The 23,782-nt window shown below is 71.4% G+C and carries 8 protein-coding genes; 2 read left to right on the top strand and 6 right to left on the bottom strand.

Features of this window, described 5'->3' with window-relative positions:
- Window positions 1-142 precede the first annotated feature (142 nt).
- The 6 genes from ACZ6S6_RS34815 to ACZ6S6_RS34790 form a co-directional block, all read right to left on the bottom strand.
- Window positions 143-7,231: an amino acid adenylation domain-containing protein gene (locus tag ACZ6S6_RS34815; protein ID WP_469708984.1), complete on the bottom strand. Its 7,089-nt coding sequence runs from the start codon at window positions 7,229-7,231 to the stop codon at window positions 143-145.
- Entirely contained in the window at window positions 7,228-18,585 is an 11,358-nt protein-coding gene (locus ACZ6S6_RS34810) for a non-ribosomal peptide synthetase (RefSeq protein ID WP_469708982.1), read from the bottom strand. The genes ACZ6S6_RS34815 and ACZ6S6_RS34810 overlap by 4 nt, the downstream gene beginning before the upstream one ends.
- A 113-nt stretch (window positions 18,586-18,698) precedes the next feature.
- Window positions 18,699-19,964, bottom strand: coding sequence for a glutamate synthase-related protein (locus ACZ6S6_RS34805; RefSeq protein ID WP_469708980.1), 1,266 nt, complete (start codon window positions 19,962-19,964; stop codon window positions 18,699-18,701).
- Window positions 19,961-20,977: an asparagine synthetase A gene (locus ACZ6S6_RS34800; protein ID WP_362961826.1), complete on the bottom strand. Its 1,017-nt coding sequence runs from the start codon at window positions 20,975-20,977 to the stop codon at window positions 19,961-19,963. The genes ACZ6S6_RS34805 and ACZ6S6_RS34800 overlap by 4 nt, the downstream gene beginning before the upstream one ends.
- A complete protein-coding gene (locus tag ACZ6S6_RS34795) occupies window positions 20,974-22,362 on the bottom strand; it encodes a methylaspartate mutase (RefSeq protein WP_362961828.1) in 1,389 nt (462 codons plus the stop codon). Before ACZ6S6_RS34795 ends, ACZ6S6_RS34800 begins: the two co-directional genes overlap by 4 nt.
- Window positions 22,359-22,811, bottom strand: a complete 453-nt coding sequence (locus ACZ6S6_RS34790) for a cobalamin B12-binding domain-containing protein (protein WP_469708978.1) — start codon at window positions 22,809-22,811, stop codon at window positions 22,359-22,361. Before ACZ6S6_RS34790 ends, ACZ6S6_RS34795 begins: the two co-directional genes overlap by 4 nt.
- A 262-nt stretch (window positions 22,812-23,073) precedes the next feature.
- On the opposite strand from ACZ6S6_RS34790, the gene ACZ6S6_RS34785 reads away from it, so the two are divergent.
- Window positions 23,074-23,355 carry a hypothetical protein gene (locus tag ACZ6S6_RS34785; RefSeq protein ID WP_362961832.1) on the top strand — a complete coding sequence of 94 codons (282 nt, stop codon included), beginning with the start codon at window positions 23,074-23,076 and terminating at the stop codon, window positions 23,353-23,355.
- Window positions 23,356-23,498: 143 nt separating this feature from the next.
- Window positions 23,499-23,711, top strand: coding sequence for an MbtH family protein (locus ACZ6S6_RS34780; protein WP_362961834.1), 213 nt, complete (start codon window positions 23,499-23,501; stop codon window positions 23,709-23,711).
- The last annotated feature ends 71 nt before the right edge of the window (window positions 23,712-23,782 follow it).

Below are 23,782 nucleotides of genomic sequence, written 5' to 3'. Positions count from 1 at the left end.
CGCTATGCAGGCCAAAACCCGCCGCCCGGCGGCAAGAGCGGCAGCCCGCGGGCAATTTGGGGTGCCGCGGACAGCCGCGGACGCGCGGGTGCCCGGGTCCGCCGTCGTGGCGGTCCCGGGCACCTGGGCCGTGTCGTGAGGATCAGTGACGTACTCCGCGCAACTCCTCGGCCAGCACCTTTCCGATCTCGCGCAGGGGCTCGGCGGTGGTCATGTCCCAGTGCTCGCAGTCGATGTCGTACTCCTCGACCCGGCCCAGGACATGGGGTGCCCAGGAGTCGGCGCCGGTCGTCGCGGCGGGTGTGCGGGCGGCGTTGAAGAACACCGTGTCGCCGCCGTACCGCCGCCGCGGAACGTACCGGTAACGCATCTCCAGGTTCCCGGCCGTGGCGGCGACGACCGCGGCGGCCTGGGCCGGTTCCAGCGCGCCCAGGATCGCGTCCTCGGCGCCCAGTACGGCGGCCAGCTCCGCCGCGTCCGGGGCGCTGTCGGCGCACCGCACGTCGAGTCCGGCGCCGCGGTCCCCGAGCAGGGCGGTCAGGACCTCGCGGCCGGTGACGGCGGGCGGCCGGAACCCGTCGGGCAGCGGGTAGGAGTCGAGCAGCGCCAGGAGCGCCACCTCCTCGCCCTGCTCCTCCAGCCGGGCCGCGATCGCGTGCGCCACGAGTCCGCCGAACGACCAGCCGAGCAGGTGGTACGGGCCGTGGGCCTGGACCGAGCGGATCTCGGCGACATAGCCGTCGGCCATCTCCTCGATGCCGGCCGGCCGGTCCGCCGGGCTCGTCAACTCCCGGGCTTGCAGGCCGATCAGCGGCCGCTGTCCGCCGATGTGCCGGAGCAGTCCGGCGTACGACCAGCTCATCCCGGAGATCGCGTGGACGCAGAACAGCGGGGCCTCGTTGGCGGCGGGGGACGCGGCACGGATCGGCAGCAGCGTCTCCATCGGGTCGCCGCTCGTGTTCGAGGCGATGTGTTCGGCGAGCAGCGCGGGCGTCGGGTACTGGAACAGGTCCCGGATGGTGACGCGGGTCTCCCAGATACCGCGGATCCGGCCGATCAGCCGGGTGGCGAGCAGGGAGTGGCCGCCCAGTTGGAAGAAGTGGTCGTCGATGGTGACCGACCGCACTCCGAGGGTGGCGGCGAAGAGGCCGCACAGGACTTCCTCCGCCGGGGTGCGCGGTGCCCGGCCGCCGCCGGTGTCGGCCTGCGGCGGTTCGGGCAGGGCCCGCCGGTCGAGTTTGCCGTTGACGGTCAGGGGCAGCGCGTCCAGCGGCACGATCGTCGCCGGCACCATGTACTCGGGCAGCGCCGCGACCGCGTGCCGGCGCAGCTCGGAGAGGTCGGGCCGGCCGCTGCCCTCGGTGGGCACCACGTACGCCACCAGGCGCTTGTCACCGGGCCGGTCCTCGCGGATCAGCACCGCCACCTGCGCGAGGGAGGGGTGCCGCAGCAGTGCCGATTCGATCTCACCCGGCTCGATGCGGAAACCCCGCAACTTGATCTGCTGGTCGGCCCGGCCGAAATACTCCAGCGCGCCGTCCTGGCTCCAGCGGGCCAGGTCGCCGGTCCGGTACATCCGGGAGCCGGGCGCACCGTGCGGGTCGGCGACGAAGCGTTCCGCGCTCAGTGCGGGCTGCCCGATGTAGCCGTGGGCGAGGCCGTGCCCGGCGACGTAGAGCTCACCGGGGACGCCCGGCGGCTGCTGCCGGAGGTTCTCGTCGAGGACGTAGGCGTGCTTGCCGGTGATGGGCCGGCCGATCGGGATGGCGGGCGCCGGCCGGGTGAGGACGTGGGCGGTGGTGAAGCCCATGCTCTCGGCCGGTCCGTAGCCGTTGACCAGGTGGAGGTGGGGGTGGTCGGCGAGCGCCTTGGCGGTGTGGGCGGGCGAGGCCGCCTCACCGGCGGTCATCGCCTCCTTGATCCGGGAGAAGACCACCGGGTGCTCGTCGAGCATGTGGTTGAACAGGCTCGCCGACATCTGGAGGGTGGTGACGCCGTGCCGCTCGACCAGCTCCGCGATCTGGTGCGGGTCGGTGTGCTGGCCTGGCTGCAGGACGCAGACGCCGCCGTGCAGGAGCGGCCCGAAGACCTCCAGGGCGAAGGCGTCCCAGGACACCGGCGAGCTCTGCAGATACGTCTGTTCCGGTCCGAAGTCCAGGTAGTCGGGGCCGATGAAGGTGGCGGCCAGCGCCCGGTGCGAGGCGGCGACCCCCTTGGGGAGTCCGGTCGATCCGGAGGTGAACATCACGCACGCGATGGATTCGGGGTGCCCGCCCGTCTCCACGGGTGTTCCGGGCAGGCCGCTGATCGCGGGGATCTCCGCGGTCAGGTCGACGAGGGTGGCCGGGGTCGACAGGGCCGTCAGGTGGGCCTGGGTGACCAGCGCCGCCGGACCGGTCTGCCCGAGCACGGTGTTCAGCCGGTCGGCCGGGAACTGCGGGTCGAGCAGGGTGTATCCGGCCCCGGCCTTAAGGGCGGCGAGCAGGGATGCGATGAGCTGCGGTGAACGCTCCAGGTGGATGGCGACGATGCTGCCCGGGGTGACGCCGCGCGCGGTCAGGTGGCGGGCCAGCCGGTTGGACCAGATGTCCAGCTCCTGGTACGTCACCTGCTGCTCCTCGTGGACCAGCGCCACCGAGTGCGGGGTGCGGGCGGCCTGTTCGGTGAAGAGTCCGTCGAGCCCCAGGGCGGGCGCCGGCGACTGCGCGCCGCTCCACTCGCGCAGCCGGGCCCTGTCTTCCCCGGAGACCGTCTCCAGTTCCGCGAGCGGCAGGTCGGGGCTTGCCACGGCCCCGGTGAGGAGCCGGACCAGGCGGTCCGCCGTGGCCTCGATGGTGCGTGCCTCGTAGAGGTCGGTGGTGTACTCGATCAGGATGTCGAGGCCATCGGGGCGCCCGTCCGCGGTGCGGTGCTCGGCGAAGGCGAAGGTGAGGTCGAACTTCGCCACGGAGACGGGCGGTGCGGCGAACTCGCTCTCCAGCCCGGCGAGCCGGGGGGCCTCGTTGCTGGTGTCCCCGACAGTGAGCATGATCTGGAAGAGGGGGTGCCGGGCGGTGGTGCGCTCGGGGTTGAGCGCTTCGACCAGCCGGTCGAACGGCAGGTCCTGGTGGGCCCATGCGGCGAGGTCGGTCTCCCGGACCCGGGTCAGCAGCTCCCGGAAGCTCGGATCCCCGCTGGTGTCGGTGCGGAGCACGAGTGTGTTGACAAAGAACCCGACGAGGTCGTCGAGCTTCTGGTCGGTGCGTCCGGCCACGGGTGAGCCGAGCGGGATGTCGTGCCCGGCACCGGACCGGGCCAGCAGCGTCGCGACGGCCGCCTGGGCCACCATGAAGAACGTGGTCCCGGTGTCCTGGGCCAGCGACATCAGGGCGGTGTGCATTGCGGCGGGGCAGTGCACGGCGTGGGTGCGGCCCCGGTTGGAGGCGACGGCGGGGCGGGCGTGGTCGGTGGGGAGCGTGGCCTCCTCCGGCAGATCGGCGAGCACCTCGCGCCAGTGGCCGAGCTGGCGGCTCTCGTCGCGTTCCAGGAGGCGTTGCTGCCACAGGGAGTAGTCGGCGTACTGGACCGGCAGCGGCTCCCAGTCGGGGGCGGCGCCCCCGGTGCGGGCCTCGTAGGCGGTGGCCAGGTCGCGAAAGAGCGGACCGTTCGACCAGCCGTCGGAGGCGATGTGGTGGATCACGAGCAGGAGTACGTGGTCCTCGGCGCCGAGCCTCAGCAGTTTCGCCCGGTACGGGGCCTCGGCCGACAGGTCGAAGGTCCGCCCGGCCTCGGCGGCCAGCCGTTCCGTGAGCGCGTCCTCGGTGGTGCTGATCAGGGGCAGGCCGGCGGCGGTCGGGGGCAGGACGTGCTGGTACGGGATGTTCTGGTGGGTGGGGAAGACGGTCCGCAGGCCTTCGTGACGGGTGGTGAGGTCGGTGAGGGCCCGTTCGAGGGCCCGGTGGTCGAGGACGCCCTTGAGCCGCAGGGCCAGGGGGATGTTGTAGGTGGCGGAGGGGCCCTCCATCTGGTCGAGGAACCACAGCCGCTGCTGGGCGGAGGAGAGCGGAACGCGCTCCGGCCGCTCCTCCGGCATCAGCGCCGGCCGCCGCTCCCCGCTGCCCTCGGCCGCGATGCGCTCGGCCAGCTGCGCGACCGTCGCGTACTGGAACAGGTCCCGGATGGTGATCTCGGTGTCCCACACGGCGCGGATGCGGCTGACGAGCCGGGTGGCGAGCAGGGAGTGCCCGCCGCGCCGGAAGAAGTGGTCGTCGATGGTGACCGACGGCAGTCCGAGCACGGCCGCGAAGAGACCGCACAGGACTTCCTCGGCGGGCGTCCTGGGCGGGCGGCCCCCGGCGTCGGCACTCAGCAGGGGTGCGGGCAGGGCGCGTCGGTCGACCTTGCCGTTGGTGGTGAGGGGGATCTCGTCGAGGACGACGAAGGCGGCCGGGACCATGTACTCCGGGAGGGCGACGGAGATCTCGCGGTGCACGGCGTCGGTATCGATCCGGGCGTCTTCGGTGGCGACGAGGTAGGCGGCGAGTCGCTTGTCGCCGGGCCGGTCCTCCCGGACCACGACGGTCGCCTGCCCCACGCTTTCGAGGGCGGCCAACGCCGTCTCGATCTCCCCCAGTTCGATACGGAAACCACGGAGCTTGACCTGCTGATCGGCACGGCCCAGGTACTCGACGGAGCCCTCAAGGTTCCACCGGACCAGGTCGCCCGTCCGGTACATCCGCGTACCGGGCGGACCGAACGGGTCCGCGACGAAGCGCTCCGCCGTCAGCGAGGCCCGGTTGAGATATCCCTGCGCCAGGCCGGCGCCGGCGATGTACAGCTCACCGGGAGCACCGGGGGCGGCGAGCTGAAGGGCGGCGTCGAGGACGTAGACGCGGTGGTTGTCGAGGGGCTCCCCGATGGGGATGGCACCCGCGTAGTCCAGGGGGCGGTGGATACGGTGGGTGGTGGCGAAGGTCGTCGTCTCCGTAGGGCCGTAACCGTTGACGACCGTCAGATCCGGGCAACGGTCCATGACGCGGCGTACCGCCTCCGGCGGAACCACGTCACCGCCCGCCCACACCTCACGCACCCCGGCGAACGCCTCGGGCGCCTCCTCCGCCATCACGCGGAACAGCCCGGCCGTCAGCCAGAGCGAGGTGATCCGGTGCTCGGCCAGCAGCCGCTGGTAGTCCGCCGGGGCGAGATGGCCGCGCGGCGCCACCACGACCGTGCGGCCGTTCAGCCACGGCACCCAGATCTCGTACGTCGAGGCGTCGAAGGCGGCCGGTGAGTGGAACAGCACGCGCCGGTGGCCGCCGTTCGCGTACATGGTCTGCGCCGCGAGGTCCGCGACATTGCGGTGGGTGACCGCGACGCCCTTCGGCACCCCCGTCGAGCCCGAGGTGAACATCGCGTAGACGGGCTGGTCGGGGTGGATGGCGCACGCGGGAGCGGTGGCGGGAAGGTCGCCGAGGTCGGTGGTACCGCCCAGGACGACGACCTGCGCGTCGGCGTCCAGGACGACCTGGTGGTCCGACAGGGCCTGGTCGGTGAGCAGGACCGGCGCCTGTGTGTCGGCGAGGATCCGGACGAGCCGGCTGTCGGGGTCGGTGGTGTTCAGCGGGGCGTACACGGCCCCGGCCTTGACCACGGAGAGCAGAGCGGTGAGCAGGTCGGCCGAGCGCTCCATCAGGACCGCGACCACGTCGTGCTGCCGGATCCCGAGGTTGATGAGGTGGTGGGCCAGCCGGTTGGTGACCTCGTCGAGTTCGGCGAACGTCAGGGCGTGGTCCGCGTCGACCAGGGCTGTCGCGTCCGGGGTACGGGCGGCCTGCGTGGCGAACAGCTCCGCCAGGCTCTTCCCGGACGAGCCGGTGACGGCGCCGCCGCGCTCCTCCAGGAGCAGCCGCCGCTCGTGCTCGCCGAGCAGGTCGAGGACGGACAGCGGGGTGTCGGGCGAGGTGACCACGGCCTCCAGGAGCCGGATCAGCCGTGCCATGAGCGCCTCGATCGTCCGGGCGTCGTAGAGATCGGTGGCGTACTCGATGGTGATGTCCAGGCCGTCCGGCCGGCCGTCGCCGGTGCGGTGCTCGGCGAAGCCGAACGTCAGGTCGAACTTGGCGATCTGCAGGGCGCTGTACTCGGTCCGGGCGTCGAGCCCCGGGAACCCGATGACGTCCGATCCGGCCTCGCCCATGGTCAGCATCACCTGGAAGAGCGGGTGGCGGGAGGCGGAGCGCTCGGGGTTCAGCACCTCGACCAGCCGGTCGAAGGGCAGGTCCTGGTTGTCCCAGGCGGCCAGATCCGTCCTGCGGACCCTGGACAGCAGTTCACGGAAGCTCGGGTCGCCCGTGATGTCCGTACGCAGCACGAGGGTGTTGACGAAGAAGCCGACGAGCCCGTCGAGTGCTTCGTCGATGCGCCCCGACACCGGGGAGCCGATCGCCAGGTCGAGGCCGGCGCCGGAGCGCGAGAGGGCGGTAGCGACGGCGGCCTGGACGGCCATGAACAGCGTGGCGCCGGACTCCCGTGCGAGATGAGTCAGCGCGGTGTGGGCGGTGGCGGACAACCGGGCGTCGCAGGTGGCGCCCACGTACGAGGCCGAGGCGGGGCGCGGACGGTCGGCCGGCAGCGTCCCCTCCTCCGGCAGGTCCGCCAACGCCTGCCGCCAGAAGTCCAGTTGCCGTGCTCCGGCACTCTCCGGGTCGTCGCCCTCACCGAGCAGTTCCTGCTGCCACAGGGTGTAGTCGGCGTACTGGACCGGCAGCGGCTCCCACGCGGGGGCGGCGCCCCTGACCCGCGCCTCGTAGGCGGTGGCGAGGTCCTGGAGCAGGGGCGCGGTCGAACCGCCGTCCGACACGATGTGGTGCATGACGATGAGCAGGACGTGTTCCTGCTCGCCGAGGGCGATCAGGCGGGCCCGGACGGGCAGGTCCACCGCGAGGTGGAAGACCTGGGCGGACTCCTCCGCGAGGACGGCCTGCACCGTCGCGGTGTCGGCCGGGACGACCTCGAGCGGGAGCTCCACCTCGTCCTCGGCGAGGATGCGCTGATACGGGGTGCCGTCCTGGTCGGGGAAGAGGGTGCGCAGGCTCTCGTGCCTGCCGACCAGGTCCAGGAGCGCCGAGTGGAGGGCCAGGCGGTCGAGTTCGCCGTTCAGCCGCACGGCGAGCGGGATGTTGTAGGTGGTCGAGGGCCCTTCCATCTGGGCGATGAACCACAGCCGCTGCTGGGCGAAGGACAAGGGAATCACTTGGTCACTCCCATCCGGCGCATCGGCCGAAGTCTGGGCCGCGCGGCCGCGGCGCCGTCGAGCTTCTCGACGAGCGTGGCCACGATCGGGTTTTCGAAGAGGGTCGCCACGGAGAGCTCGACCCCGAGTACGGTGCGGATCCGGCCCGCGAGCCGGGTGGCGAGGAGCGAGTGCCCGCCGAGGTGGAAGAAGTGGTCGTCGATGGTGACCGAGGTCAGTCCGAGTACCTCCGCGAAGAGACCGCACAGGACTTCTTCCTTGGCGGTGCGCGGTGCGCGCCCGGTGGCGTCGTTGACGATCTGCGGTGCGGGCAGGGCGCGTCGGTCGACCTTGCCGTTGACGGTGAGCGGGATCTCGTCCAGTACGACGAAGGCGGACGGGACCATGTACTCAGGCAGCAGCCCGGACACCTGGCGCTGTACGTCGCCGGGTTCGATCCGGGCGCTGTCAGCGGCGGTGAGGTAGGCGACGAGGCGTTTGTCGCCGGGACGGTCCTCCCGGACGACGACGGTCGCCTGGGCCACGTCCGGCTGTCCGACGAGGACGGTCTCGATCTCGCCCGGTTCGATGCGGAAGCCGCGGAGCTTGACCTGCTGATCGGCGCGGCCGAGGTATTCGAGGGAGCCCTCGTGGTTCCAGCGGACGAGGTCGCCGGTGCGGTACATCCGCGTACCGGAGGGACCGTACGGGTCGGCCACGAAACGGTCGGCGGTCAGCGAGGGGCGGTCGAGGTACCCCTGCGCCAGGCCGGCACCCGCGATATACAACTCGCCGGGCACGCCCGGAGCGACGAGCCGCAGCCCCTCGTCCAGCACGTAGAGCCGGTGGTTGTCGAGGGGCTCCCCGATGGGAATGGCACCCGGATAGTCCAGGGGGCGGTGGATGCGGTGCGTGGTGGCGAAGGTCGTCGTCTCCGTCGGGCCGTACCCGTTGACGACCGTCAGATCCGGGCAACGGTCCATCACCCGGCGAACCGCCTCCGGCGGAACCACATCACCGCCCGCCCACACCTCACGCACCCCGCCGAACGCCTCCGGAACCTCCTCCGCCATGACGCGGAAGAGTCCTGCGGTCAGCCAGAGCGCGGTGATCCGGTGTTCGGCCAGCAGCCGCTGGTAGTCCGCCGGGGCCAGGTGTCCTGCGGGGGCGACGACGAGTGTGCCGCCGTTCAGCCACGGCACCCACATCTCGTACGTCGAGGCATCGAACGCCATCGCCGAGTGAAACAGCACCCGCCCGTGAGCACCGTTCGCGTACATCGTCTGCGCCGCCAGGTCCGCGACATTGCGGTGGGTGACCGCGACGCCCTTCGGCACCCCCGTCGAACCCGACGTGAACATCGCGTACACCGGCTGATCCGCGTGCACCGCAACCAAAGGATCCGACGAGTCGCCCTCACCACCCGACACCGGCCCCAGCACCCGCACCCCCGCCGGCACCACCCACGAACCCGCATCCCGGTCCGTCACCACATGCGACACACCCGACTGGCCGACGATCAACTCCACCCGCTCAGCCGGGTAACGGGTGTCCAGCGGTACGTAGACGGCCCCGGCCTTCACCACGGCCAGCGTCGTGACCACAGCACTCACCGAGCGCTCCAGGAACAACGCCACCCGGCCACCCGGCCGCACACCCTCACCCATCAGCACACGCGCCGCACGGTTGGCCAGCGCATCCACCTCACGGTAGGAGAACTCACGCCCCTCCCCCACCACCGCCACCGCATCCGGCGTCCGCGCCACCTGAGCCGCGAAAAGCTGCGCAAGCCCCGCATCCGGAGAACCGGTGACCTCACCAGCCCACTCCCCCAGCAACACCCCGCGCTCATCCGCCGACAACAGCTCCAACTCACCCACCGGCACATCCGGAGCCGACGCCGCAGCACCCAGCAACCGCACCAGACGCTCACCCGCCAACTCCACCGACCGAGCGTCATACAGATCCGTCGCATACTCGATCGTGATGTCCAGCCCACCCGGCCGACCGTCCGCCCCACGATGCTCCGCGAAGCCGAAGGTCAGATCGAACTTGGCGATCTCCACCTTGGAGAACTCGTACGACGCTTCCAGTCCGGGGAGTTCGGGCGCCTCGGCCGACATGTCGCCGACGGTGAGCATGATCTGGAAGAGGGGGTGCCGGGCGGTGGTGCGCTCGGGGTTGAGCGCTTCGACCAGCCGGTCGAACGGCAGGTCCTGATGGCTCCAGGCGGCGAGGTCGGTCTCCCGGACCCGAGTCAGCAGCTCCCGGAAGCTCGGGTCACCGCTGGTGTCGGTGCGGAGCACGAGTGTGTTGACGAAGAACCCGACGAGGTCGTCGAGGGCCGGGTCGGTGCGGCCGGCGACGGGTGAGCCGAGCGGGATGTCGTGCCCGGCACCGGACCGTGACAGCAGCGTCGACACCGCCGCCTGGGCCACCATGAACAGGGTGCTGCCGGCGTCCTGGGCCAGCGAGGTCAGCGACTCGTGCAGGCCTGCCGGGCAGTGCACGGTGTGCGTGGTGCCCCGGTTGGACGCGGTGGCCGGCCTGGGCCGGTCGGCCGGGAGCGTGGCCTCCTCCGGCAGTTCGGCCAGTACGGTGCGCCAGTAGTCGAGTTGGCGTTCCTCGTCGCTTCCCAGGAGGCGTTGCTGCCAGAGGGAGTAGTCGGCGTACTGGACGGGCAGCGGCTCCCACGCGGGGGCGGCGCCCTCGGTGCGGGCCTCGTAGGCGGTGGCCAGGTCGCGAAAGAGCGGACCGTTCGACCAGCCGTCGGAGGCGATGTGGTGGATGACCACCAGCAGGATGTGCTCCTGCCCGCCGAGCGAGAGCAGATGTGTGCGGACGGGGGGCTGGACGGCCAGATCGAAGGTGGCCGCCGAGAGGTCGGCCAGTTGTGCGGTGAGTGCCTCCTCGGTGGTGCTGATCAGGGGCAGGTCGGTGGTGGTCGGGGGCAGGACGTGCTGGTGGGGGGTGCCCTCGTGGGTGGGGAAGACGGTGCGCAGGCCTTCGTGACGGGTGGTGAGGTCGGTGAGGGCCCGTTCGAGGGCCCGGTGGTCGAGGGCGCCCTTGAGCCGCAGGGCCAGGGGGATGTTGTAGGTGGCGGAGGGGCCCTCCATCTGGTCGAGGAACCACAGCCGCTGCTGGGCGGAGGAGAGCGGAACGCGCTCCGGCCGCTCCTGCGGCATCAGCGCCGGCCGGGGCAGTTCGCCACTGCCCGCGGTGACGCACTCCGAGAGGGCGAGCACGGTCGGGTTGCGGAACAGGTCCTTCACGCCGAGCTGGACGCCGAACGCCCGCCGGATGCGGCTGATCAGCCGGGTGCCGAGCACCGAGTGGCCGCCGCGGTGGAAGAAGTGGTCGTCGATGGTGACCGACTGCAGTCCGAGCACGGCCGCGAAGAGACCACAGAGCACTTCTTCCTGCGGTGTGCGCGGTGCGCGCCCGTTGGTGGCGTGGGCGACCTGGGGTGCGGGCAGGGCGCGTCGGTCGACCTTGCCGTTGACGGTGAGGGGGATCTCGTCCAGTACGACGAAGGCGGACGGGACCATGTACTCGGGCAGGGCGGCCGAGACGTGCCCCCGCAGCTCCGCCACGTCGATCCGGGCGTCTTCGGTGGCGACGAGGTAGGCGGCGAGGCGCTTGTCGCCGGGCCGGTCCTCCCGGACCACGACGGTCGCCTGCCCCACGCTCTCGTGGGCGGCCAACGCCGTCTCGATCTCCCCCAGTTCGATACGGAAACCACGGAGCTTGACCTGCTGATCGGCCCGGCCGAGGTACTCGACGGAGCCCTCAAGGTTCCACCGGACCAGGTCGCCCGTCCGGTACATCCGTGTACCGTGCGGACCGAACGGGTCAGCGACGAAGCGCTCCGCCGTCATGTCCGGCCGGCCGAGGTAGCCACGGGCGAGACCGGCGCCGGCGATGTACAGCTCGCCGGGGGTACCCGGAGGTACGAGCCGCAGGCCCTCGTCCACCACGTAGACGCGGTGGTTGTCGAGGGGCTCCCCGATGGGGACGGCGCCCGCGTAGTCCAGGGGGCGGTGGATGCGGTGGGTGGTGGCGAAGGTCGTCGTCTCCGTAGGGCCGTAACCATTGACGACGGTGAGGTCCGGGCAACGGTCCATGACCCGGCGTACGGCCTCCGGCGGAACCACGTCACCGCCCGCCCACACCTCACGCACCCCGGCGAACGCCTCCGGAGCCTCCTCCGCCATCACCCGGAACAACCCGGCCGTCAGCCACAGCGAGCTGATTCCGCGCTCGGTCAGCAGCCCGCCCAGGGTCCCGGGGTCGAGGTAGCCCGGGGGTGCGACCACGACCGCGCCGCCGTTCAGCCACGGCACCCAGATCTCGTGCGTCGAGGCGTCGAAGGTGTGCGGCGAGTGGAAGAGCACCCGCGTGTGGCTGCCGTTCGCGTACATGGTCTGGGCGGCCAGGTCCGCGACATTGCGGTGCGTGACCGCGACACCCTTCGGCACCCCGGTCGAGCCCGACGTGAACATCACGTACAGCCACTGGTCGGGATGGGCCGGCGCTGCCGGCGGCGTCGACGGGAGGTGGGCGAAGCCCGCGGTGCCGTCGAGCACGACGGTCCGCGCGGTGGTCCGGGCCACGACCGGGTGATCGGCAAGCACCTTGTCGGTGAGCAGGACCGGCGCCCCGGTCTCGGCGATGATCCGCAGCAGCCGGGTGTCGGGGTCCGCGGTGTTGAGCGGGGCGTAGACGCCTCCGGCCTTGACGACCGCGAGGAGCCCGGTGAGCAGGTCCGCCGACCGCTCCATCAGGACGGCGACGACGCTCTCCGGCCGGACGCCGAGGCCCACGAGGTGGCGGGCCAGCCGGTTGGCGTCCGCGTCCAGCTCCGCGTACGTCAGCTCGCGGTCGCCGTCGACCAGGGCGATCGCGTCCGGAGTACGGGCGGCCTGCGCGGCGAAGAGTTCCGCGAGACCCGCGTCGGAGGAACCAGTGACCGTGCCGTTCCAGCCCTCCAGCAGCTGATGTCGCTCGTCCGGGCCCATGAACTCCAGCTCGCCCACGGGGATTTCGGGGCGTTCGACGGCGTCGCCCAGCAGCCTGACCAGCCGGTCGGTGACCGCCTCGACGGTGCCGGCGTCGTACAGGTCGGTGGCGTACTCGACCCTGATGTCCAGACCGTCCGGGCTGCCGTCCGCCGTGCGGTGCTCATGGAAGGAGAAGGTCAGGTCGAACTTGGAGATATCCAGCGACGTGAAGCCCGACTCGGCCGCGATTCCCGGGAGTTCGACGGAGGGGGTAAGTGCCTCCTGGAGGGTGAGGACCACCTGGAAGAGCGGGTGCCGGGCGGTGGAACGCTCGGGATTGAGAGCCTCCACCAGCCGGTCGAAGGGCAGATCCTGATGGGCCCAGGCGGCAAGATCGGCTTCCCGGACCCGGGTCAGCAGTTCACGGAAGCTCGGGTCGCCCGTGAGATCCGTACGCAGCACCAGGGTGTTGACGAAGAAGCCGACCAGGTCGTCGAGGGCCTGCTCGGAGCGGCCCGCGATCGGGGCGCCGATCGGGATGTCCTCCCCGGCGCCGGAGCGGGCCAGCGCGGTGGCGACGGCGGCCTGGGCCACCATGAACAGGGTGCTGCCGGTCTCGCGGGCCAGCCGGGTCAGCCCGGCGTGCAGCGCTGCGGGGACGTGAACGCCGTGGGTGGTGCCGCGGTAGGTGGCCACCGCCGGGCGGGGGCGGTCGGCGGGCAGGGTGGCCTCGTCGGGCAGCCCGTCCAGCGTGCCGCGCCAGAACTCCGCCTGCCTCTCCCCGTCCACCGCGAGCAGCTCCTGCTGCCAGAGGGTGTAGTCGGCGTACTGGACCGGCAGCGGCTCCCACGCGGGGGCGGCGCCCTGGGTGCGCGCCGTGTAGGCGGCCGTGAGGTCACGCAGCAGCGGGGTGGTGGACCAGCCGTCGGAGGCGATGTGGTGCATCACCACCAGCAGGACGTGCTCCTCGGCCCCGATGGCGAACAGGGCTGCGCGGAAGGGCAGTTCGGAGTCGAGATCGAAGCTGCGCGCGGCGTGGTCGCCGAGCTCCGCCTCCAGCGTGTCCCCGGTCGCCGTGATGACGGGCAGTTCCACCCGGACCTCGGCCGCCGGCAGCTGCCACTGGTAGGCGGCGTCGTCCGCCATCCCGAAGAGGGTGCGCAGCGACTCGTGACGTACCACCAGGTCGGTGAGCGCGAGTTGGAGGGCTTCCGTGTCGAGTGCGCCGGTGAGGCGCAGGGACAGCGGGATGTTGTACGTCGCGGACGGCCCCTCCAGGTGGTGGAGGAACCAGAGGCGCTGCTGCGCCGAGGAGAGCGGCACCCGCTCCGGCCGCACGGCCTCCCGCAGGGCGGGGCGCTGCGCGGTCTCCTCCTCGCCGCCCGCTTCGACGTACTCGGCCAGAGCGGCGACTGTCGGGCCCTGGAAGAGGTCCCTGACCGTGATCTGGACGCCGAAGGTCTGCCGGATGCGGCTGATGAGGCGGGTGGCGAGGAGGGAGTGCCCGCCGAGGTGGAAGAAGTGGTCGTCGATGGTGACCGAGGTCAGTCCGAGTACCTCCGCGAAGAGACCGCACAGGACCTCCTCGCCCGGCCCCCGGGGCGCACGGCCGGTGGCCTCGCCGCTCAACTGCGGTGCGGGCAGGGCGCGTCGGTCGACCTTGCCATTGACGGTGAGCGGGATCTCGTCGAGGACGACGAAGACGGACGGGACCATGTACTCGGGGAGGATGCCGGCCATGGCACGGCGCACGGACTCGGGTTCGATCCTGGCGCTGTCGGCGGCGGTGAGGTAGGCGACGAGGCGTTTGTCGCCGGGACGGTCCTCCCGGACGACGACGGTCGCCTGCCCCACGCTCTCGTGGGCGGTCAACGCCGTCTCGATCTCACCGAGTTCGATGCGGAAGCCGCGGAGCTTGACCTGCTGATCGGCGCGGCCGAGGTATTCGAGGGAGCCCTCGTGGTTCCAGCGGACGAGGTCGCCGGTGCGGTACATCCGCGTACCGGAGGGACCGTACGGGTCGGCCACGAAACGGTCCGCAGTGAGCGAGGGGCGGTCGAGGTACCCCTGCGCCAGGCCGGCACCCGCGATGTACAGCTCGCCCGGAACACCCGGAGCAACCAGCCGCAGCCCCTCGTCCAGCACATACGCCCGGTGATTGTCCAAGGGCTCCCCGATGGGGATGGCACCCGCGTAGTCCAGGGGGCGGTGGATGCGGTGGGTGGTGGCGAAGGTCGTCGTCTCCGTAGGGCCGTAACCATTGACGACCGTCAGATCCGGGCAACGGTCCATCACCCGGCGAACCGCCTCCGGCGGAACCACATCACCGCCCGCCCACACCTCACGCACCCCGCCGAACGCCTCCGGAACCTCCTCCGCCATCACCCGGAACAACCCGGCCGTCAGCCAGAGGGCGGTGATCCCGTGCTCGGCGATCAGCCCTTCGTACGCGGCTGCGTCGAGGTGTCCTGCGGGGGCGACGACGAGTGTGCCGCCGTTCAGCCACGGCACCCACATCTCGTACGTCGAGGCATCGAACGCCATCGCCGAGTGAAACAACACCCGGCCGTGAGCACCGTTCGCGTACATCGTCTGCGCCGCCAGGTCCGCGACATTGCGATGCGTGACCGCGACACCCTTCGGCACCCCCGTCGAACCCGACGTGAACATCGCGTACACCGGCTGATCCGCATGCACCGCAACCAAAGGATCCGACGAGTCGCCCCCCTCACCCGACACCGGCCCCAACACCCGCACCCCCGCCGGCACCACCAACGAACCCGCATCCCGATCCGTCACCACATGCGACACACCCGACTGCCCGACGATCAACTCCACCCGCTCAGCCGGATAACGGGTATCCAACGGCACATACACCGCACCCGCCTTCACCACGGCCAGCGTCGTGACCACAGCACTCACCGAACGCTCCAAGAACAACGCCACCCGGCCACCCGGCCGCACACCCTCACCCATCAGCACACGCGCCGCACGGTTGGCCAACGCATCCACCTCACGGTAGGAGAACTCACGCCCCTCCCCCACCACCGCCACCGCATCCGGCGTCCGCGCCACCTGAGCAGCGAAAAGCTGCGCAAGCCCCGCATCCGTCGACCCCGTCACCGCACCGGCCCACTCCCCCAACAACACCCCACGCTCGTCCCCGGACAGCAACTCCAACTCGCCCACCGGCACATCCGGAGCCGACGCCGCAGCACCCAGCAACCGCACCAGACGCTCACCCGCCAACTCCACCGACCGAGCGTCATACAGATCCGTCGCAAACTCGATCGTGATGTCCAGCCCACCCGGCCGACCGTCCGCCCCACGATGCTCCGCGAACGAGAACGTCACGTCGAACTTCGCGAATCGCAGCCAGGTGAACTCCGACTCGGTGTCCAGGTCCCCGGCGACGAGTGTCGGTGTGTCCGCGTCCGTCAGCGTCAGCATCACCTGGAACAGCGGGTGCCGGGCCGCCGAGCGGTCCGGGTTGAGGGCCTCCACCAGCCGGTCGAACGGCAGGTCCTGGTTCCCCCATGCGGCGAGGTCGGTCTCCCGGACCCGGGTCAGCAGCTCCCGGAAGCTCGGGTCACCGCTGGTGTCGGTCCGCAGGACCAGGGTGTTGACGAAGAACCCGACGAGGTCGTCGAGCGCCTGGTCCGTACGGCCGGCGATCGGTGAGCCGAGCGGGATGTCGTGCCCGGCGCCGGACCGCGACAGCAGCGTCGACACCGCCGCCTGGGCCACCATGAACACCGAGGCGCCCGACTCGCTCGCCAGCTCCGCGAGCTGGGCGTGGACGGCCTCGGAGCAGTGCACGGTGTGCGTTGCGCCGCGGTAGGAGGCGACGGCCGGCCGCTGCCGGTCGGCGGGCAGGGTGACTTCCTCCGGGAGCTCGGCCAATGCCTGCTTCCAGTAGTCGAGTTGGCGCGCGGCGACGCTCTCCTGGTCTGCGGGGTCACCGAGTATGCCGCGGTGCCAGAGGGCGTAGTCCGCGTACTGGGCGGGCAGCGGATCCCATGCGGGGCGCTCACCGCGCGAGCGGGTCGCGTACGCGGTGCTCAGGTCGCGCATGAGCGGCTGGTAGGACCAGCCGTCGGAGACGATGTGGTGCATGACCACCAGGAGTACGTACTCGTGCGCGCCGAGGCTGAACAGCCGTGCGCGGAACGGCAGATCGGCTGCCAGGTCGAAGACGCGCTCGGACTCGGAGGTGAGCAGCGCGGCGACGGTGTCCTCGGTGGCCGGGGTGACCGGCAGTGCGACCCGGACGCTGTCGGCCGGCAGGATCCGCTGGTAGGTCTGCCCGTCGGCCTGGCCGAACACGGTGCGCAGGCTCTCATGGCGTCCGGCGACGTCGCTGAACGCCGTTTCCAGTGCTGTTACGTCGAGTTCGCCACGCACCCGGACGGCGAGCGGGATGTTGTACGTCGCCGACGGGCCCTCCAGTTGGTCGAGGAACCACAACCTCTGCTGGGCCGCCGAGAGCGGCAGCGGTTCGGGCCGCTCCTGGGCTGTCAGGGCCGGGCGGGCGGACTCGCCGCCGCCGGTGGCTACGTATTCGGCGAGCAGGGCCACGGTCGGGTAGTCGAAGAACTGCCGCAGGGTCAGCTGGACGTCCAGGACGGTGCGCACCCGGCTCACCAGCCGGGTGGCGAGCAGTGAGTGGCCGCCGACGGCGAAGAAGTCGTCGTCGATGCCGATCGACGGCAGGCCGAGGGAGTGGGCGAACAGCCCGCAGAGGACCTCCTCGACGGGGTTGCGCGGGGCCCGGCCGTTGGGTGTCGCGCCGAGGCGGGGGGCGGGCAGTGCGCGCCGGTCCAGCTTGCCGTTCGGGGTCAGCGGCAGGGTCCCGAGCGGGACGACGGCCGAGGGCACCATGTACTCGACGAGGTGTTCGCCCACGTGGCGCAGGAGTTCGGCCCCGTCCAGGACGCCTGGCTCTGCGGGTACGGCGTAGGCCACCAGGCGCTTGTCGCCGGGCCGGTCCTCGCGGACGATGACCGCGGCCTGGGCGACGGAGGGGTGGCGGACGAGCACGGTCTCGATCTCGCCGAGTTCGATGCGGTTGCCGCGGAGTTTGACCTGCTGGTCGGCGCGGCCCAGGAAGACGATCTCGCCGTGCTCGTTCCACGCGGCCAGGTCGCCGGTGCGGTACATGCGGCTGCCGGCGGGTCCGTACGGGTCGGCGGTGAACCGCTCGGCGGTCATGGCCGGCAGCCGGCTGTAGCCCTGAGCGAGGTGCGGTCCCGCGACGTAGAGTTCACCGGCTTCGCCGGGGGCGGTGTGGCGCAGTTCGGCGTCCAGGACGTACATGGCGGTGTTCGCCATCGGGATGCCGAGGTGGAGCCGGTCGAGGGTGCGCGCCTCGGGGGTGAAGGCCTGGTAGCTGCAGAAGACGGTCGCCTCGGTGGGGCCGTAGACGTGCACGAATGTGGTGTCCGGGCAGTGGTCGAGGGCTCGTTGGAGGGCGACGCCGGACAGGACGTCGCCGCCGGTCCAGATCTCGCGCAGCTGCCTCAGCGCGTCGATCGCCTCGCCGGCCATGGCGTCGAAGAGGGCGGTGGTGAAGTAGGCGGCGGTCACCTCGTGGCGGGTGATGGCCTCGGCCAGTTCACCGATGTCGATCTTCGGGGCGGACAGGATGACGGCGAGTCCGCCGCGCAGCAGGGGAACCCACAGTTCGTAGGTGGAGGAGTCGAAGGGCAGGGGCGAGTAGGCGAGCACCCGCTCGTGGGCGGTGGCGCCGAAGCCCGGGTCCAGGGCCAGTTGGACGACGTTGCGGTGGGTGTTGACGACGCCCTTGGGGGTGCCGCTGGAGCCGGAGGTGAACATGATGTACAGCGGCTGGTCGGGGTGGACCGTGATGTCGGGTGCCGTGGGCGCGCTGCCGGCGGTGGCGCTTCGGTCGTCGAGCCGCAGGACGCGCAGGTCCGCGGCGAAGTCCGTGTCCCCGGCCGCGCGGTCGGTCACCAGGAGGGTGGCGCCGGTGTTGCCGAGGATCCAGCTGAGCCGCTCCTCGGGCTGGCGTGGGTCGAGGGGTACGTAGACACCGCCGCTCTTCAGTACGGCGAGGACCGTGATGACGTAGGCGAACGAGCGGTCGAAGAGGAGGCCGACGGCGTCGCCGGGCTGTACGCCCTCGCTGACGAGCCGGTGTGCGAGTGCGTTGGCCGCACTGTCCAGCTCCCGGTAGGTGAGGCCGCGGTCCTCGCGGACGAGGGCGACTGCCTGCGGGGTGCGGGCGGCCTGCGCGGCGAAGAGCGTGTGCAGTTCACCCTCGGGGAAGTCCTCGGCCGTGTCGTTGTACGTGGCGACGTGCGCGGGGACGCCGACGCCGAGGGTGAGGGCTGGGTCTGCTTGCGGCTGGGGCATCTCGACACCTTCTTGGTAGCTCGGATCTCGTGGTCTCGCGGCGTGCCGGGAGACCGACGGAGCCACGGTGGATGACGTGCGGATGGTGCGAAGTCGTGCGGTGGGGTGGGGAGTCAGCCGGTGCGGGATGCTGTCGCGGCGCCGGCGGGCAGCAGGATGTCGTCCGGTTCCAGGGCGTTCGCGTGGTACTTGCCGACGGAGCTGATCAGCAGCCGGAGTTCGAGGGCGATGCTCTCGGCCAGCCGGACGAGGCCGGCGTCGGCGTCCTCGTCGACGGCGAGGAGCGCGGCCCGGCCGAGGCCGACGGCGCGGGCGCCGAGCGCGAGTGCCTTCGCGGCCCGGCCGCCTTCCCAGATTCGCCCGCTGGCGAGCAGGCAGTGGCCGGTGGGCCCGATGCGGGTGAGGCACTCGCCGAGGGGCAGCCCCACCTGGCCGAGGAAGCCGGTCGGGGCCCAGGCGGTGCCGCCCTCGGCTCCGTCCACCGTGACGGAGTCCGCGCCGGCCGCCCAGGCGGTGGCCGCGGCGAGGGCGATGTCGCGGCCGGGATGCAGCTTCACCCAGACCTTCACGCGGGGGAAGTTGTTCCGCATCAGCCGGATCTGCTGGCGCAGGATCTCCTCGGTGAAGGTGCCGGGGCTGCTGATCCGCAGGACCGAGTCGCTGTCCGCGCCGAACACCTCGTCCAGGGCGTACTGTTCGGCGATCCTGCCGCCGGCCTCGCGGCCCAGGACGGTGAGACCGCCGAGCCCCGGCTTCGCACCCTGGCCGACCTTCAGTTCGAAGGCGAGCCGGCCGGTGGCGAGCAGCGGTTCGGAGACGGGGTCGCTGTAGACCAGGTTCCACACCTCGGCGTCCGCGTCCTCGGTGGACTGCTGGACCACCACCCCGCCGTGGTCGTCGTCGGCGGCGGCGGTGTAGGCGGCGATCCGGCCGAGCAGCGGGGAGGCCGCGGAGTCGGAGGCGGCGCGGTAGCCGTTGACCGGCACCACGTTCTCCCCGATGACCATCGGGATGCCGATCTTTCCGGCCTGCCGTCCGGCCGCCTCGCCCAGGTCGTGGCTGGCGACCCGGGTCGAGCCGAACGCGGACACGTACAGCGGCAGCCGGGAGGCGAACCCGCCGACGGACGTACCGAGTTCGACGTCGGTGTACAGCGGTTCACGGGCCAGGTCGATGAGCTTCTTCAGCCGTTCCGGCATGAACACCGGGGGCACGATCCTGGCACGCTCCAGCACGTCGTACGGGTCGTGGCCGGCCGGGACCGCGCCCAGCAGGCTGCTGCCGTAGGACTCCAGGGCGGGGAAGACCGCCGCCGCTCCGGCCCTGGCCCGGTGCCGCACCCGTTCCTCGGGGAAGCCTTCGGCGCTCAGGACGCTCATGCCGACACCACTCCGGGGAGCTTCGGGTAGGCGCTGGCCTCCCAGGCGGCGGTGCGGCCGGTGATGTACCGGGTGAAGCGCTCCAGGCCGATGCCGAAGCCGGCGCTGGCGGGGATGCCGCGGCGGGCCAGGTCGAGGTACCAGCCGTACTTCGCGGGGTTCTCGCCGGTCTCGCGCATCCGGGTGACCAGGGCCGCGTAGTCGTGTTCGCGCTCGCTGCCGCTGGCCAGCTCGCCGTAGCCCTCGGGGGCGATCAGGTCGAAGTTGCGGAGGATGCCGGGGCGTTCGGTGTCCTCCTGGTCGTAGAAGCCCCGCGAACCCTTGGGGTAGTCGACGACGAAGAACGGGCGGCTGGTCTTCGCGGAGAGGATCTCCTCCCCCTCCCAGTCGATCTCGGCACCCGGGTCCTGCGGGTGGCCGAGCGCCACCAGGTCCGCGGTGGCCTCCTGGTGCGTGGTGCGGGCGAACGCCCCCTGGACCACTTCGCGGAAGGCGTCCCGGTCCCGGCCCAGGAGCTCCAGCTCACCCGGCATCTCGCGGACGACGTGGTCGACGACGTGCGCCACGAGCCGCTCGGCGAGCTCCATCGCGTCCTCGCGGCCGGCGTCGCGGATCTCCACGTCTATCTGGTGGAACTCGGCGAGGTGGCGGTGCGTGACGGCCGTCTCCAGCGGTTCCAGGCGCACGTTGGGAGCGATGTAGAAGATCTTCTCGAAGGCCATCAGCGATGCCTGCTTGTAGAGGATCGCGCTCGTCATCAGCTTGTACTTGTGGCCGTAGAAGTCGATGTCCACCTGCTTGGAGCCCCGGATGCCGGGGTCGGTGACCGGTCCGATGACCGGGGGCAGCAGTTCCTGGAACCCCTGCGCGGTCAGGAAGGAGCGGGTGGCCGCGAGCATGCGGCTCTGCACCCGCAGGGTGGCGCGGGTCGGCTCGGCCATCAGGTGCTGGTCGGGAGAGGCCGGGAACGCGGGCGCGATGCGGCCGTAGGGCTCGGCGATCGTACTGGTCATGGTGCTACCTCCTGGGTGTGCTGCCGATGGGCTGCCGGGCGTCGGGCCGCCGGGGGGAGCGGGGGGCGGGAGACGGACGAGGGAAGGGTGCGGTCGTGCCGGCGCTGGACGAACGACAGGGCGTCGAACAGCCCGGCGGCGGTGAGCCGGCGGCCGCGGTCGCGGACGGGGCCCAGCGGCATCGCCCCGATCTCGGACCAGGCGAGGCGGCCGGACCGGTCGATGAGGCTCCGGGAGCGGCCCGCGTTGTCGGGGTGCAGGCAGAAGGGGACGTCGAGGTATCCGCGGGCGAAGGCCTTCAGCAGGGCCTGGCCCAGGTCGTCGTCGAGGTTCAGCACGGCGTCCACCAGGGCGCGGGCCTCGGCGTAGACCGCGTTGTCCGCCGGGTCGGTGCTCGGGACCGGCACGGCCGCCGCCCGGTGCCGGGACGCGGCCCGCGCGGCGACCCGCAGGGCCTCGACGTTCTCCGTCACGGTCGGGATGCGGTGTGCCTCGGCGGCCGTCTTCACGATCAGCCGGGCCGCCCCGGTCTCCACGGCCAGTTCGGCCGAGCGCTCCAGGAGATCCAGCGAACCGCGCCGGGTCTGCGGGTAGAGACCCATGTAGGTGTAGAGGACGATGTGCCAGTCGGTGTCCGGCAGGAATTCGCCGGCCAGCCGGCGCAGCGCGTGCACCGCGTCGCGGTCCTGCGCCGCGTTGGTCTGCTGGGCGTAGCTGAGCGAGATGCTGCGGAGTCCGGCCCGGTGGAAGAAGAGTGCTTCCAGCGCGCTGATCGCGACGAGGAGTCCGGGCGGGCAGAGCTGGCCGAGCATGCAGCCGCCGAAGGTCTCCAGGTGCGGTTCCGCTCCGGTGCCGCGCAGTCCGGCGAGGAACTCGCAGCTCTCCTGCCAGTTGCGTACGGAGTCCAGGAGCGGGGTGCGCCCGTAGGGCAGGCAGTAGGAGACCGGGCCGCCCTCCGTCGCGTCCAGGCCGAGCCGGGCCAGTGCGGTGACGATGCGCTGGGGGCGGGCAGAACCGTGCCGGATCTGGACCGGGAAGCCGGCGTCCCGGACACCGTCCAGGACCCAGCGCGAGGTGTGGGGGCTGTAGGAGGTGATGGGGAATCCGTTGAGCGGGACGCCGCTGTTCAGCGCGCGGACCGCGGACGCCTCGTCGCTCACCCGGGTGTAGCTGTCGATCGTCATGGTGCCGACGACCGCGTCGGCGGCGCCCTTGGTGGCCAGCAGGCCGGCCCGCATCAGTGCGGGGTCGGAGAAGCCCATGCGGGGCTGCACCACAAGGGTGCCGCGGTCCTGGGCCTCGGCGACGAAGCGGCCGAAGGAGAGCGGGCGCCGGTGCACGGCGGTGCGGCTCTCCGGGCCTGCCGCGAGGACCGGCGGGGTCATCGTTCCACCTCTCTGGGCAGTGAGCCGACGTAGGACTCGAAAGCGGTGAGATCGACGCCGTCCTGGAAGACCGCGTCGAACCCGGCCCTCCTGAGGACATCGGCCTCTCCCTCCCCGCCCCCGGAGACGCCGAGCTTGCCGCCGATGACGGCGGGCAGTCCGGTCAGCTCCCAGCGCGACCGGATGGCCCCGATCAGCGGCTGGGCATCGTTGAAGCCGTGTCCGTTGACGCTGCTGACGACCAGCAGGTCGGGCTGGAACTTGCAGCAGGACTCGACGATCTCGTCCTCGGGCACGCAGGAACCCAGATTGACGACCTTGTGCCCGAGGTCTTCGAGCAGCAATTGGATGTAGATGAGATTCCAGGTGTGCGCATCGGATTGCAGTCCGGTGACAACAACATCCAGCGGCCCGGATCGATGACGAGCCGCCCATTCCGCAGGCTTCATTGTTCGCTTCGTCCACATCATTGGATGACAGGGGGAGAAAGAGGTCCAGGCTTGACCTGAACTTCCTTTCGGCCACCACCGTAGATTCGCCGCTGAGCCGATTCCGGCGTGACCGGCGGCAACTGGGCGGCAGGACGGGAGCAGTTGGCCGACAGCCCTGTGCCGGGCGGGCGGCGGGGCGTGAGACTGGCCGGACTGCGCCCGCAGAATTCACCGCCCGGCCCTGTGCACACCGCCGGCGAAACGACCGAGGAGTCATGACATGGCAGAGACCGGCCACAGTGTCCGTGCGGCGGACGTGCTCGCGGACGTCCTGGCACAGGTGCGGGAGAGGGTCGACCGGGGGGAGGCGCTCGGCGAGGCGCAGATCGCCGTGCTCGAAGCGGCGGTGACCATCGTCCGTGCCGGTCAGACGGGGTTCGAGGTCAGGCCGGCGGAGCGTTCGGAGCTGGTGCGCGAGGCGCTCGGCGCGGTGCGCGCGGCGACCGTGGCCACCGGGGTCGCCCTCACCTACGCGCATCAGACGGCCCGCGTGCTCGCCTGATCCCGCGCTCCGTGGTGCCGCCGATCTGCCTGGGCTTCTGCCCGGCGAACCGGTCCGCGGCTCCTAGCCTTTGATGCAGGCGAAAAGAAATCAGTCAGACCCGACGACCGAATGCATACCTTCGTCAAACCGAGGTGGAGATCATGGCAACCAACCCGTTCGAGGACCCTCAGGGCCGCTATGTGGTGCTGGCCAACGAGGAGGGCCAGTATTCGCTGTGGCCGGCCCGGATCCAGCAGCCGGCGGGCTGGGAACTGGTGAAGGCGGAGGGCAGCAAGCAGGAGTGCGGCGAATACATCGAGGCGAACTGGACCGACATGCGGCCGCGTTCGGTCGTCGCGGCGATGAGTGGCTGAACCGGCTGTTCGTCCCGTGCCGGAAGGGCGGGTGCGCGGCGCTTATCGCGTCTCGCACCCGCCCTTCCCGC

Source organism: Streptomyces sp. NPDC048671 (genome assembly GCF_055587045.1).
The sequence above is the reverse complement of the archived record's forward strand: the minus strand, read 5'-3'. Positions and strand labels throughout refer to the sequence as shown.